This is a genomic window from Ruegeria sp. ANG10, assembly GCF_040705255.1.
Classification (GTDB): domain Bacteria; phylum Pseudomonadota; class Alphaproteobacteria; order Rhodobacterales; family Rhodobacteraceae; genus Ruegeria.
In genome coordinates this window covers 508,533-521,629 of record NZ_JBFCVU010000001.1, presented here as the reverse complement: position 1 = coordinate 521,629, position 13,097 = coordinate 508,533, and the positions used below count along the sequence as shown (strand labels likewise).

Here is a 13,097-nt window from a genome sequence, read left to right as displayed (position 1 = left end):
GGTACTGCGGCCAGCCTGCTCCCATTCTCAAAACCCCTCGGACAATAGTCGTGGACACTGGGCATATCCTGCCAACGTCTCAACATTCCGCCAAGGACGCATGTGTTGCATTGCATGACTTTCCAAGCATTCTGAGATCAAAGCGCCGCATAGCTTTGCATAGGTTCCTATTTGGAAACACTCCAGACATTATGCCCCTCATCAAAAATGACCGAATATCATGGTAAACTTACACCGAGGCCTAAGGGCTCATCGGGGTATAATTGAAACCATCACTGGCTTTTTTACATTACAGGGTAAGCGCATGCATTGGTCAATTCCGGCAACCAGACCCCGGAAAGACCGAATTTTGTCAAAATTATTGTCTATATCCAGCCTGTCTGTGTTTGAATACTATAAGCAGCGATGGGAATTGAGCCCGTCGCGCTCTGAACAGCATGCATGCCAAGCAGGGCGCAATACACATTAAGTACGCAAAGGGATTTCATTTTCATGAACAAGGTTGCCGAGCAGATCACCCCGGACAACATCCCAACCGGCGCGCCGGATACATCTGGCATGAGCCTGAGCGTGGTCATCCCTGCCTATAACGAAGAAAACGCCGTCCGTGGCACTGTTGAAGATGTGCGGGCCCATCTCGAACCGCTGGGTATTCCGTACGAAATCATCGTGGTCGACGATGCCAGCCAGGACAACACCCGCGCCGAGGCCGAGGCCAGCGGCGCCACCGTCACCTTCAACGACGTCAATTCCGGCTACGGCGCCAGCCTCAAGCGTGGGGTGCGGATGGCACAGTATGAATATGTGGCCATCTTGGATGCCGACAGCACCTATCCGGCGCGCTATCTGCCGGGCATGCTGGCCATGTGCCGCGATCAGGACATGGTGGTGGGCGATCGGGGCGCCGCAATGAAGAACGTGCCGCTGCTGAGGCGACCGGCCAAGAAATTCTTGTTCGCCTTTGCCTCATTCCTGGCCGAGCGCAAGATCAATGACCTCAATTCCGGGCTGCGTGTGTTCCGCAAATCCGAGCTGATCCCGTTCCTGCCGCTGCTGCCGCAGAATTTCTCGTTCACCACCACGATCACACTGTGCATGACCTCGAATAGCAAGCGGATGATCTATACGCCGATCGAATATGGCAAACGGGTGGGCAAATCGAAAATCCGGCCGATCGACTTTCTGAACTTCATCATCCTGATCCTGCGTATCAGCACGTTGTTCAACCCGCTGCGGGTGTTCATCCCGCTGGGTCTGGCGTTTTTCACGCTGGGCACGGTGAAGTTCATTATCGACATGTTCTACTGGAACCTCAGCGAAACGGCGGTGTTTTCCTTCCTGGCGGCGATCATGATCTGGTCGCTGGGGCTGATCGCCGACATGATTTCGCGGCTACACCTCAGACCCTGACATGAGCCGCGGCATGCTTTCCGATCCCAATCAACGGCGCTGGCTGATCCGGCTGGCCGGATCGGCGCTGGTGCTGGCGATCCTGTTTTTGGTCCTTCCAGCCGAGGCCATCGTGGCAGCATTCAAGGCGATCCCGATCTGGGTTTTCCTAAGCGTGCTGGTCCTGTTCCTGCTGGCCCATGTGGGGGCGGCGCTGAAATGGTGGCTGCTGCTGGGCCGCAGGTTTCCGCCCCTGCTGTCCATCCGGGCGCATTTTGCCGGGCTGGCTGCCAATCTGTGCCTGCCCGGCGCGATTGGGGGCGATACGGTGCGTGCCGGGATGGCACAAGCGGCGATGAAAGACGGGGCACGGGTCGTCGCGGGCGCAACCGTTGACCGGCTGATCGACATGGTGGCCCTGTTGACCTTGTCCTGCCTGGGTCTGGTTCTGACATGGGAACGTGCCGAGGGCGGGCATATGATCTGGCCGGTGGCGCTGGTCCTGCTTGCGGCGCTGGCGGGCATGATCGCACTGCCGCGCCTGCTGCCCCTGCCCTGGCGCTATATCCCATCTCTGCCTGGTAAGGGCTTTGCCCATCGCCTGGCTGATGCGCTGGCCGGATTGGGCCGCAAACCGGGCACACTGGCCATCGCCTTTATTGCGTCGGTTTTGATCCAGCTGTTGCTGGTCATGCTGGCCTGGTGGCTGGCCATCGCGGCAGGTGTCAATGTGGACGCGGGGCCGTGGATATTTGCCTGGCCGCTGGCCAAGATCATCGCAGTTCTGCCGGTGTCGCTGAACGGGCTGGGCCTACGCGAGGCCACGTTGGCGGGCTTTCTGGCCCCTTTTGGTGCCAGCGCGCCTGCCGTCGTAGCCGCCGGGCTGGTCTGGCAGGTTGTTCTGTTTACAGCGGGCGGGTTTGGCGCGCTGGTTCTGACAATGTCCGGAATGCGGTTCAGCACTCCGGCAAATTCCCAAAAGGAAGAGTGCAAGTGACGGATGTTTCCCGACCATCAGGCGAGGACAAGCCTGAAATCATCATACTCGGTGCCGGACCCGCAGGTCTGGCCGCCGCATACGCCCTGACCGGACAGGCCAAGGTGACCGTGATCGAACGGGCCCCCATTGCAGGCGGCAATTCAGCCTCATTCCCGGTCGAAGGCGTGATCTGCGACTATGGCTCCCACCGGTTTCATCCGGCGGCAGAGCCTGAGGTTCTGCAAGATGTGAAAACCCTTTTGGGTGACGATCTGCAGCTGCGCCCACGGCATGGGCGTATCCGGCTGGGCGGTAAATGGATTCACTTCCCGCTGAAACTGACCGACGCGCTGATGCGCCTGCCCAAGCCCTTTGCCGCGTCACTGATCGGGGACATGGTGCTGAAGCCGTTCCGCAAGAAAAGCACGGGCCCCGAGACATTCTCCACCGTGCTTTATGATGGGTTGGGGCCGACGATTTCGGACAATTTCTATTTCCCCTACGTGCGTAAGCTCTGGGGGCTGGATCCGGAAAAGCTGGCCGTCAAGCTGGCCGAGCGCCGGGTCGGCAGCGGATCGGTTGGCAAGATCCTGATGAAGATGCTGCGCCTGGTGCCGGGGCTGCGCAGCGAAACAGCGGGGCGGTTTTTCTATCCACGCAAAGGGTTCGGACAAATCTCAGACGCGATGCAGGAGAGTGCGCGCGCAAATGGTGCCACCTTCATGTTCAACACCGAGATCACCGGGATTGACCGCGACGGCGACCGTATCACCGGCCTGACGATCCGCGACGGCGACAGCGATCGGCATGTGACCGGCGATCTGATCCTGTCGACCATTCCGCTGACCGGGTTGACGCGCTTGATCGACGCCCCTCCGCCGGAAGTGGTCGAGGCCGCCCGCGCCATCCGGTTTAGGGGCATGATCCTGCTGTATCTGGTGCTCGAGACAGACCAATTCACCGAGTTCGACGCGCATTACTTTCCGGAATTGTCGATCCCGATCAGCCGGATGTCGGAACCCAAGAACTATAACGCCAGTGGCGCACCGAAGGGCGTGACCGTGCTGTGCGCCGAGCTGCCCTGTGATCCGGATGAAAAGTGGTGGTCCATGTCCGACGAAGAATTGGGGCAGGAGTTCACCAAATGGCTGGACCAGCTGGGCCTGCCGGTTACCGTTCCGGTCCGCCGTTGCGAAACCCGGCGGCTGAGCCACGCCTATCCGGTTTACGACGTGGGGTACGAGGCGCGGTTTGATACGGTTGATCAGTGGCTTTCAGATCTGGACGGATTGCTCGTATTTGGACGTCAGGGATTGTTCGCCCATGACAACACCCACCACGCCTTTGCCATGGCCTATGGCGCGGCGGATTGCATCAATGGCAAAGGTCAGGTCGACCGCGCGAAATGGAATAAATATCGCGAGGTCTTTGCCACTCATGTGGTGGAAGACTGACCCATGACCGCCTGGCAGGCCGATATCCTGATGTATCATTCGATCTCGGATGCGCTGGGGCCGACCTCAATCGCGCCCGAGGTGTTCAAGGCCCAGATGCAGGCGCTGGCGGCATCCGGCCTGCCGGTGGTCACACCCGATGCGTTGGCCAACCCGCCCGGCCCGCGTGTGGTCATCATCAGTTTCGATGACGGGTTTGAAGATTTCGCCGATACAGCCTGGCCCATCCTGCGTGAACATGGCTTCTGCCCCATCGTTTATCTGCCCTCGGGTCTGATGGGCGGTATGGACCATTGGGCCGGAGGCAACATCCCGCCCCGACCCCTGATGGGTTGGGACAAGATCGAAGCCCTGGCGGGTGAAGGGGTCTGTTTTGGCGCGCATAGTGTCAGCCATCCTGATCTCACCACGCTGGATACGCTCATGCTGGAAGAGGAAGTAAGCGGATCCGGTCAGGACATTGCCGCGAGGCTGGGCCAACCTGTCCGGCATTTCGCACCGCCTTACGGCGCGTCGAACAACAGCGTGCTCAGACAGATCGCGCAGCATTACGACACTTCGGTCGGCACCCGGTTGGGCGTGGCCAAAGCAGGGGACGATATCCACGATCTACCCCGGCTCGAGATGTTCTATTTTACTGACATCACCCGCTGGAAAGCCCATCTGGAGGGGCACGGAAAAACCTATCTGGCGGCGCGCAAGACACTGCGGGGGGTGCGCGCGGCCATACGCGGGCAACCGTGGTGAACAGATTTTTCCGCCTGCGACTATAGCCGGATACGCAGCGCGGGTTGTACGATCCGGTAAATTGGTTTTCAACAAGTAACAGGTACGAACAAATGCATATTCTGGTTACCGGTGGCGCCGGGTTTATAGGCTCTCATCTGACGGAACGACTGATCCGGGATGGCCACACGGTCACGGTCTTTGATGATCTTTCGACCGGACGGCTGGCAAATCTGACCTCGGTTGCGGACCACCCGAATTTCACATTCACCGAAGGCTCAATTCTGGATCGCCAGATGGTCACCGATCTGGTTCGTCCGGCTGATGTTGTTTTTCATCTGGCCGCCGCCGTTGGCGTCAAACTGATCATGGATGAACCCAGCCGCTCGATCCTGACCAATGTTGCGGGCACCGAGAACGTTCTGGATGCGGCCTTGCCGAGCAAGACCTATACATTTGTTGCGTCTACGTCCGAGGTTTACGGGAAAAGTACAAAATTCCCATTTCAAGAAGACGACGATCTGACCATCGGTGCCACGCGCAACCTGCGCTGGTCTTATGCCTGTGCCAAGACGCTGGATGAATTTCTTGCGCTGGCCCATGCGCGCGAATCCGGTCTACCGGTCACGGTTCTGCGGTTTTTCAACACCACCGGTCCGCGACAGACGGGACGCTATGGCATGGTGTTGCCGAATTTCGTGAAAGCCGCGCTGGAGGGCGCGCCCCTGATGGTGCATGGCAGTGGAGAGCAATCGCGTTGCTTCGGTCATGTGGCCGATGTGGTCAAGGCACTGGGGCTGCTGATGAGTGCACCGCAGGCAAAAGGCGAAGTGTTCAATATCGGCTCGAACGAAGAAATCACAATCCGCGCCTTGGCTGAAAAGGTCATTGAGATCACCGGGTCCAGCTCGGAAATCCGCTATGTTCCCTATGACGCAGTATATCCCGAGGGGTTCGAGGATATGCAGCGCCGCCTGCCCGATGTTTCAAAGCTGGAGCGCGTCACCGGATTCCGCCCAATGCGCACGCTGCAGCAGACTATCGAAGATATCATCACCGAAATGCAGTCCCCGGTTTCTGCATGAGCCGTCAGGTTCTCACCTGTGACTGATCTGGTGATCGGCTCCGGGCTTTCCGGCGTGTCTGTGGCCATGGCTCTGCTGAACCGGGGGCGTCAGGTTCTGATGCTGGACCCGGGTGGCAGGCTGGAGGCCTCGGCGCAAGACCGCCGTGACAAGCTGGCGGCTTCGGATCCCGACACCTGGTCTGTTGATGACCAAAAAATCTGGCAGGCTCCGCAATTCGACACGCCGCCGGGACAGGTGCGCCGGTTCGGGTCGGATTTTGCCATGGTGCCGGGCGCCAAGACACTGGTGTCGCCGGATCAAATCGGCTTGCGGGCCTCGCATGCCACTGGCGGGTTGTCCAACCTTTGGGGGTCGGCGGTTCTGCCCAACCGCGCCGAAGATATCGCCGACTGGCCGATCAGCATTGAGGACCTGTCACCGCATTACCGGGCCGTCGCCCAGTTCCTTCCGATAAGCGGTCGACAGGACGATTTGCAGGCTTTGTTTCCCGTGCTTGCGATGCGGGATCGGGTGCCGCTGAACCCGTCCCCACAGGCGCAGCAGATGTTGCAGATGCTGGAGCAACAGGAAAGCGGTCTGTCAGACTTTGGGGCCACTATCGGGATGTCCCGATTGGCCGTTGATCCCGGCTGCCAGTATTGCGGCCAGTGTCTGCATGGATGCCCTTGGGGGTACATTTATTCCGCCCAAAAAACATTGGATGACTTGCGCCATCACTCTGCGTTTCAAATCCGCACCGGTCTGGTCCACCGGTTCGAAGAACATACCGACCACGTCACAGTTACGCTGGACAATGGCGAAACCCTGAAAGCGACCCGTGTCTTTGTCGCCGCCGGGGTTCTGGAAACGGCGCGTTTGCTTCTGGCCTCTTCGCCAGAGCCAACCACCAGTTTGCAGTTACAGGACAGCCAGCATTTCTTTCTGCCCAGCCTGCATCGCTGGCGCGTGCCGCGCCGTCCGGATCAAAGGCCCTATCACACCCTGCCGCAGATATTCATAGAACTAGACGACCCCAAGGTCTCGCCCCATCTGGTCCACACACAGGTCTATACCTGGAACGAGTTCTACGCCCATGACCTGATCAACAGTTATGGTTCAAAACTGCCCGGTTCTGCCCCTTTATGGCGGATGCTCGCGCGGCGGTTGATCGTAGCGCAAGCGTTCCTGCATTCGGCCCATTCTGCCAGGATCAACCTGACTCTGGCCACCGACGGGCGGCTTGCCTCAACAGTGAACCCCAATGACGAAACCGAAACGGTCATGGCGCGGGCTACCTCTCGACTTGCACAGGTCATGAAGCTGGCAGGGCTTGCACCGCTGACCTTTGCCCGCCGTCCGGGTGATGTGGGGTCAAGCTTTCACGTCGGTGGCTCGGTTCCCATGGCCAAAGTGCCCAGTTCGGGGCAATCCGACATCCTCGGGCGACCCAAAGGGTTGTCACGGGTGCATCTTGTTGACGCCTCAAGCCTGCCCAGCATCCCAGCCACAACCATCACCTTCTCGGTCATGGCCAATGCCCATCGAATTGGCACGCTGACCCTCTAGCGCTCTGTTCATGCAAGTGATGCTGCACGCGCTCCGTTCTCGAACGCACCGGCCTCCAGCGCCGCAGAAAGCGCCCGATCACCTTTTCCATGCGCCGCACGCGCCAGCGCCGCACCATAGGCTTCAAGCACCGAGGTCTCATGCCAAATGTCCAGAAAGGCCTTGCGCGCCGCAGTTCCCTGCACCCCGCGCTGGTCCGGCTGGTGCTGCAATTCACGCATCGCCTCGATCAAATCATCCTCGGTTTCAAACAGCGATCCACCCCCGGCCCGTTCCACGATCTCGGGGAATGGGCCCAACCTACGGGCAATCACCGGCGTGCCCAGACGGAAGCTTTCAATCAGGATGATGCCGAACGTCTCATAGCAAACCGACGGAACGATCAACCCGATCGCACCGCGGTAATAGGCGTTAAGCTCCTCAAGGGTTTTGCGGCCCAGGAATTGAATCCGGTCATTGCCTGCGGTTTGGCTCTTTAACTCATCCGCATAGTCACCGTCGCCCAGGATCAGCAGATCGGCATCCGGATAGCGGTCAAAAGCCGGAAACACGTCTTGAAGCCCTTTGATCTTTTCCAGCCTCCCGACGAACAGGAAATAAGGACGATCATGGGCCGCTGGTTCCGGCAGGGCATTCTGGTCGAGATCGGGCAGGAAATAGGGCAGCACCTGCATGTCCTGACGTAATCCGAATTCGCGATGTTTGGCGCGACTGAATTCGCTTTTTGCAATGATCAGATCCATATGATCCAGCGCCCGGTCCAGCGCGCCGGTATAGCGCCACAGCTGCGGCGGACGTTTGTGATTTAGCACGCAGCGTAGGCATTGGCGCGCGTCGCACAGCTCGCGCCCGTACCGCCACAGAACATGGGTGGGGCAGACCAGCCAATGCTCATGCGCCTCATATACTTTTAACCCCTCCCCCATCGGCAACAGGCCGGGCCCGCCAATCAGAGAGGTGTTGTTGTGCCAGATGATATCCGGTTTCCGTTCAGCCAGTATCTCGCGGATGCGGGCGGCGTGTACAACGGGTCGGCCCAGCTGCTGGGTCAGCAGGTTCGACATCATGCCATTGCGGCTGCGCAGCCCGATCCGCCGCACCCCATCGGGGTCGCCCTCGGCCTGCGGCTTGCCGCCCAGGATCAAATAGCTGTCTTCGTCATGCACCACCGTCACATCGTGACCGCGCGCCACAAGCGCCCGGGCCATGCGCTGAATCCCTATGGCGTCACCGCCAAAGGAATAGGGCGGGTAAAATGTGGTGAACATCAGAATGCGCAGCGACTGCATGTGAATTGTACCAAACAACCAATAACTTTAAGGTATGAAACACGATCCCTGCGACAATCGAAAGGAACAAGCCATACGGACACTCAGATAGCCACCGGTGTTGCGGACATGCTGCAAACATACGCAGGCTGTCACGGGCCATGACCTCAGCATGTGCAAATGCTGTGCGCATGCTATGATCTGGGAATAGTTCAGAAAATTGGCTCGATCCCGCTTAAGATGCAGACCTCTTCCTCTTCAGACCCCCTTCATGTTGTCGAAATGGGCACCCAGTTCGGTATGGGCGGCATCACCCGGCATATCCTAGGGCTGAGCGAGTGGCTGCAGGCAAACGATCATCGCGTCACGCTGGCAGGCACCGCCGATATCTGGGCCGGGCCTGATCAGCAGCCGGGTTTCCTTGACCTGCCCACCCGCTTTGTCGCTGGCGATGGCGGCAGCATCGCCAACCGGCTGCGTCATACGGCAGTTGCGGCCTGGCGTTTGCGGCGCTGGCTGGCGAACAATCCGGTCGATCTGATCCACTGCCATGAATCTGCCCCCGCGCTGGTTGCCAATCTGGCCCGCACCGGGCGGCGTATCCCCCTTGCCGTCACCTATCACGGGTCCGAGCCCGAGCGAATTGCCGCATTCGGAGGGATTGCCGCGAAATGCGATCTGGTGATCACGCCCAGTCACCGCTCGGCCGAGGATCTGGCCACCATCGGCAAGGTACCACAGGACAAGCTGAAAGTTATCGGTCTGGGCGTCACACCCCCGCCTCAGGACAGCGCAGAAGACATTGCCAGCCTGCGCGCCGAACTGCTTGGGGATGGTGACCGGGTGATCGTCACACTGGCCCGCCTGCTGCCGCAGAAAGGGATCGACATTCTGATCGACTGCGTCGCGCGGATGAAAGGCACCCATCCAGGTTTTCGTTTCATCGTTGCGGGTGACGGGCCGGACGAAACGCAATTGCATGCGCTGGCGCAGGAAAAGGGGTTGGGCAAGCACCTGCGTTTCATTGGCCGCACGGACAAGCCGATCCGGCATTTGCGCGCGGCAGACCTGTTCCTGCTGACCTCGCGGTGGGAGGCCCTGCCCTTCACCATCGCCGAGGCGTTTCAGGCCGGAACCCCGGCGGTCGCCACCGCCTGTTCCGGGGTAGTCGAGCTGATTGACGACAGTGTTGGCGCGGTTGTACCCATCGGCGATATCAATGCGATCTGCGCAGCCGTGGCGGATGTCCTGTCAGACGAAGACCGCCGCCGCACCCTTGCGGAAAACGCCCTGAAACGCAGCCGCGAAGACCGGTTCAACCCGGATTGGGTGCATCGCCAATTCGAAAAGACCTATTACGATCTGGCAGGTCGCCAAAAGTGACCGCAGATCAGGGGCGTTTGGTGATGTAGCCCCAGACCTCGCCAAGCGTCCATGCCGTCGACAGCAGCATGACGTAAGGCAATGCCTTGAGGTACCGCATCCCTCGCCCCTTGCTGGCCTGCAGCTTATAGTGACGCACCCAAAGCAGCGGCGGGATCAGCGGCCCCGCCAGGATCAGCATCAACCGCTTTGCATTACTTTGATTGCGCACCCGAATTTCACCGAACAGACGACCCCAGTCAAAGCGTTCGGGCAGCAATTCTCGGAAAGTTGCCTTGGGCCGATGGTGATGCACGACCACCTCGTTCGACAGCCATAGCTCCTCACCCTGTTCGATCAGGTGCCAGTGCACGATCGGTTCGTGATAGCGGTCTTTCCACAGGTGCTGCGTCTCATCCAGCGCCTTGCGGCTATAGGTCAAGTTCACGTCCGATACCCAATCTGCCGGGCCGGTTTCAAACGGTCGCCCGTAGCGGCCGAAATCGGTGACATAAAAAGCCCAGTTCAAGGGGCTGACCGGCTCCATGCATTCAATCGCGCCGCCGATTACGTTCTTTCCGGTCTCTGCATAAAGCCGCACGATGGTGCGCGCCCAGTCGGATTGCGGCAGACCCCGGTCTTCGAGAATGCCGATGATGTCGCCCGTGGCTGCGGCCAGCCCGGCTGAACGGCGGCGATCATAAAGCTCGTGCTTGCCCGCCTCAGAGGTGATCGGGCGGATCGGGTCGATCACGCCCAGATCCAGAAACCGCACTTCGGGATAGTCATCGGCGTATTGAGCCACATCGGCGACGCTGGCGTCATAGGGAATGATCACATCCAGCGGCGGTGGGTCGTCGAAACTGCGCACGGCTTCTAGAAAATCCCGCACATAGCTGCCGCCTTGCACGATGGTCAGAACGATGGAAAGGGTCGGATCGCTGCTCATTGGATTGTCATGTCCCCAAGATTGTCCAGTTCAACCGGCTGACAGCTGCGCGTGCTTTCCGGCACGGCGGCGGCGATTTCGACCGCGCGCAGGCCTGCATGACCGTCGGCGCAGTTCAGACCAGTTTCACCACGGGTCAGACGGATGAAGTCGGCCAGTTCGTCGCCAAAAGACAGGATAGCGGTCGATTTCCAGGATTTCAGTTTCTCGCGCACCATGATTTCCGGATAAAACTTGCGCACCCGTTTGGGCGCGCCACCCGGCTTATCCATGGTGATGACAAGGTTCTGCATTGGCGCATAGGCCCCGCGCACCATGCCGCGCGATCCGTAAACCTCGATCACGCTCTGATAACCTTTCCAGTCATTCCAGCAGGCCTGATAGATCGCCGGAATACCATCGGGGTTCTTGAAGATCGCCACCGCGTTATCCTCGGACCCCGGCACGTTCCAGACCGTGTTGGTGGCCACACCGTAAACGCTGGTGATTTCACCCAGAATGAAACGCGCCATGTCGGTCATGTGGATGCCCACATCCCACAGGGCACCGCCGCCGGAAAATTCAGCCTGATATTCCCAATCATGGGTGAAATGGCCCAACCCGTCATGGCCGCCATATACGCGGACATGGTCGATCTCTCCGATCTCGCCCGAGGTTGCGACCTCTTTCACATGGGCGAAGGACGGGTAATAGCGCATGTTGAACCCGGCCCCCAAAGCCTTGCCAGCCTTTTTCGCCGCATCGACGATCCGCCTTGCCCCTTCCACGGTCGGGGACAGCGGCTTTTCGGTCAGCACATGCAGGCCTTCGGCAAAGGCCCGCAGGCAGAGCGGTTCACGTATATGCGCCGGAGTCGAGATCACCACCGCATCCATCGGCGTGGCAAAAAACCGGTCGAGATCGGTAAAGGCAGGCGCGCCATCCGCCACAGCCACGGCGCGATGAAACTCCAAGTCCAGAACCGCCGCCAATTCAGCGTCAGGAGACTCAAGAATGTTCTGAACCCGCATTTGGCCGATCTTTCCGGCCGCCCCGATCACACCGATCTTCATTCAATTCCTCATTAACAATCACGGGTGCGCAACAGGGTTACACCCGGCATCTTTAACAACAATTCACCTATAAGCGGAGTAGCACAGACGCTGCCTCCACGCTAGGTTTCTGAAAGATGACATTTGCCGACAAAACGGGATCACAGGGGATTTGAAGTTGTGAGCATCACCGGATTGGACCGCCTGAATGGCAATTCGGTCTTCGTGACCGGAGCAACCGGTTTTGTCGGTAAACGGCTTGTTCCGGCCTTGCTGGATGCGGGTGCCAAGGTCACCGTTCTGTTGCGCAGCCGCCATGGCGCGCACGCACTTGCGGCAATGGGCGCAAAGGTCGTGACAGGATCGCTTGGCGATGGGGCTGCGATGAAATCCGCCCTGCGCGATCAGGACGTACTGTTTCATCTGGCCTATGACATGCGCGCGCCTGCAGCCGAAAACCTTGCAACCTTCGACACCCTCAGACAGGTCGCCGAAGCTGCTAAGGTCGGACGGATCATCCATATCAGTTCCATTGTCGTCTATGACGGCTGGCCACAGGAAAATCTGACCGAAGACAGCCCCCTGTCCCAAGCCGGAGGCACACCGTACAGCCAAGCCAAAATGGCGATGGAACAGGCCTTGCTACAAGGGAATTTCCCGGTTGCGATCCTGCAACCAACGTTGGTGTATGGCCCCGGCAGCATGCTCTGGACAGACCGGCTGGCCGATTGGATGGCCGCAGGCAGTGTGGTGCTGCCCGAACCCGAGGGGCTGTGCAACGCAGTGTTCGTCGACGATCTGGTTCAGGCCATGCTGCGCGCCGCAGTGCTGGAGGGGCTTGGACAAGAACGGTTCATCATTTCAGGCGCGCGCCCGTTTTCATGGTCCTCTCTGTTGACCGGCTATGCCAACATCATCGGTCGGGGCAGCATTCGTTATGTTCCGCTGGCCGATCTCGCAGAAGGGTTGCCACCCGAGGAACCCGGCGCAATCCCCGACACACCGCCGCTGGCTGCCCGGATCAGTGCCGCTGCCCGAGGCTGGATCGGTCGCGAGAGGTTTGAGGGGATAGTGCAAATGGTGAAACAACGGCTGCCGCAACAGGGCGAGGTTTACCCAGATCGCTATATGCTGGATCTGTTCTCGACCAAGGGGCATTGCCAGATCAACCATGCGCGGGCCAGACTGGGTTATGCACCGGAATACGACCTCGACTCCGGGTTGGAGGCCACTCAGGCTTATCTGCGCAACAGGTATGGAAAATAGTTTAATTTTAACCAGTTACTGCATGTTATCAGGAACCAAG

General features: G+C 59.4%; 11 protein-coding genes. 8 read left to right on the top strand and 3 right to left on the bottom strand.

Annotated features, from left to right (window positions below; translation table 11 throughout):
* Nucleotides 1–492: 492 nt before the first annotated feature.
* The 6 genes from AB1A64_RS02430 (at nt 493) to AB1A64_RS02405 (ending at nt 7,181) form a co-directional block, all read left to right on the top strand.
* Complete coding sequence (locus AB1A64_RS02430) at nt 493–1,410, top strand: glycosyltransferase family 2 protein (RefSeq protein ID WP_366549943.1); 918 nt, start codon at nt 493–495, stop codon at nt 1,408–1,410.
* Between the two features lies 1 nt (nt 1,411).
* The gene (locus tag AB1A64_RS02425; protein ID WP_366549942.1) at nt 1,412–2,386 is read left to right on the top strand and encodes a lysylphosphatidylglycerol synthase transmembrane domain-containing protein; all 975 of its coding nucleotides are present in this window, start codon (nt 1,412–1,414) and stop codon (nt 2,384–2,386) included.
* A complete protein-coding gene (locus AB1A64_RS02420) occupies nt 2,383–3,822 on the top strand; it encodes an FAD-dependent oxidoreductase (RefSeq protein ID WP_366549941.1) in 1,440 nt (479 codons plus the stop codon). Before AB1A64_RS02425 ends, AB1A64_RS02420 begins: the two co-directional genes overlap by 4 nt.
* A 3-nt stretch (nt 3,823–3,825) precedes the next feature.
* The gene (locus AB1A64_RS02415; protein WP_366549940.1) at nt 3,826–4,569 is read left to right on the top strand and encodes a polysaccharide deacetylase family protein; all 744 of its coding nucleotides are present in this window, start codon (nt 3,826–3,828) and stop codon (nt 4,567–4,569) included.
* 92 nt (nt 4,570–4,661) lie between these two features.
* Complete coding sequence (locus AB1A64_RS02410) at nt 4,662–5,633, top strand: NAD-dependent epimerase/dehydratase family protein (RefSeq protein WP_366549939.1); 972 nt, start codon at nt 4,662–4,664, stop codon at nt 5,631–5,633.
* Nucleotides 5,634–5,651: 18 nt separating this feature from the next.
* Nucleotides 5,652–7,181 (top strand): GMC oxidoreductase, encoded by a 1,530-nt coding sequence (locus tag AB1A64_RS02405; protein WP_366549938.1) that lies wholly within the window; start codon nt 5,652–5,654, stop codon nt 7,179–7,181.
* An 8-nt stretch (nt 7,182–7,189) separates the two neighbouring features.
* Here the strand turns inward: AB1A64_RS02405 and AB1A64_RS02400 are convergent, their stop codons facing one another.
* Nucleotides 7,190–8,470, bottom strand: coding sequence for a glycosyltransferase family 4 protein (locus AB1A64_RS02400; protein ID WP_366549937.1), 1,281 nt, complete (start codon nt 8,468–8,470; stop codon nt 7,190–7,192).
* A gap of 159 nt (nt 8,471–8,629) precedes the next feature.
* Here AB1A64_RS02400 and AB1A64_RS02395 point away from each other — a divergent pair, with 159 nt between their 5' ends.
* Complete coding sequence (locus AB1A64_RS02395) at nt 8,630–9,832, top strand: glycosyltransferase family 4 protein (RefSeq protein ID WP_366549936.1); 1,203 nt, start codon at nt 8,630–8,632, stop codon at nt 9,830–9,832.
* A 7-nt stretch (nt 9,833–9,839) separates the two neighbouring features.
* Here AB1A64_RS02395 and AB1A64_RS02390 read toward each other — a convergent pair whose 3' ends face one another.
* Both AB1A64_RS02390 and AB1A64_RS02385 read right to left on the bottom strand, forming a co-directional pair.
* Entirely contained in the window at nt 9,840–10,760 is a 921-nt protein-coding gene (locus AB1A64_RS02390; protein ID WP_366549935.1) for a glycosyltransferase, read from the bottom strand.
* Nucleotides 10,757–11,812: a Gfo/Idh/MocA family oxidoreductase gene (locus tag AB1A64_RS02385; RefSeq protein ID WP_366549934.1), complete on the bottom strand. Its 1,056-nt coding sequence runs from the start codon at nt 11,810–11,812 to the stop codon at nt 10,757–10,759. Before AB1A64_RS02385 ends, AB1A64_RS02390 begins: the two co-directional genes overlap by 4 nt.
* Before the next feature lie 159 nt (nt 11,813–11,971).
* Here AB1A64_RS02385 and AB1A64_RS02380 point away from each other — a divergent pair, with 159 nt between their 5' ends.
* On the top strand, nt 11,972–13,057 hold the full coding sequence (locus AB1A64_RS02380; protein ID WP_366549933.1) for an NAD-dependent epimerase/dehydratase family protein: 1,086 nt from the start codon (nt 11,972–11,974) through the stop codon (nt 13,055–13,057).
* Nucleotides 13,058–13,097: the final 40 nt, after the last annotated feature.

Bases quoted from the DNA above. Each gene is read 5' to 3' on its own strand.
- AB1A64_RS02430 (WP_366549943.1), top strand. From the start codon at position 493: ATGAACAAGGTTGCCGAGCAGATCACCCCGGACAACATCCCAACCGGC.
- AB1A64_RS02425 (WP_366549942.1), top strand. From the start codon at position 1,412: ATGAGCCGCGGCATGCTTTCCGATCCCAATCAACGGCGCTGGCTGATC.
- AB1A64_RS02415 (WP_366549940.1), top strand. From the start codon at position 3,826: ATGACCGCCTGGCAGGCCGATATCCTGATGTATCATTCGATCTCGGAT.
- AB1A64_RS02410 (WP_366549939.1), top strand. From the start codon at position 4,662: ATGCATATTCTGGTTACCGGTGGCGCCGGGTTTATAGGCTCTCATCTG.
- AB1A64_RS02400 (WP_366549937.1), bottom strand. From the start codon at position 8,470: ATGCAGTCGCTGCGCATTCTGATGTTCACCACATTTTACCCGCCCTAT.
- AB1A64_RS02395 (WP_366549936.1), top strand. From the start codon at position 8,630: ATGCTGTGCGCATGCTATGATCTGGGAATAGTTCAGAAAATTGGCTCG.
- AB1A64_RS02390 (WP_366549935.1), bottom strand. From the start codon at position 10,760: ATGAGCAGCGATCCGACCCTTTCCATCGTTCTGACCATCGTGCAAGGC.
- AB1A64_RS02385 (WP_366549934.1), bottom strand. From the start codon at position 11,812: ATGAAGATCGGTGTGATCGGGGCGGCCGGAAAGATCGGCCAAATGCGG.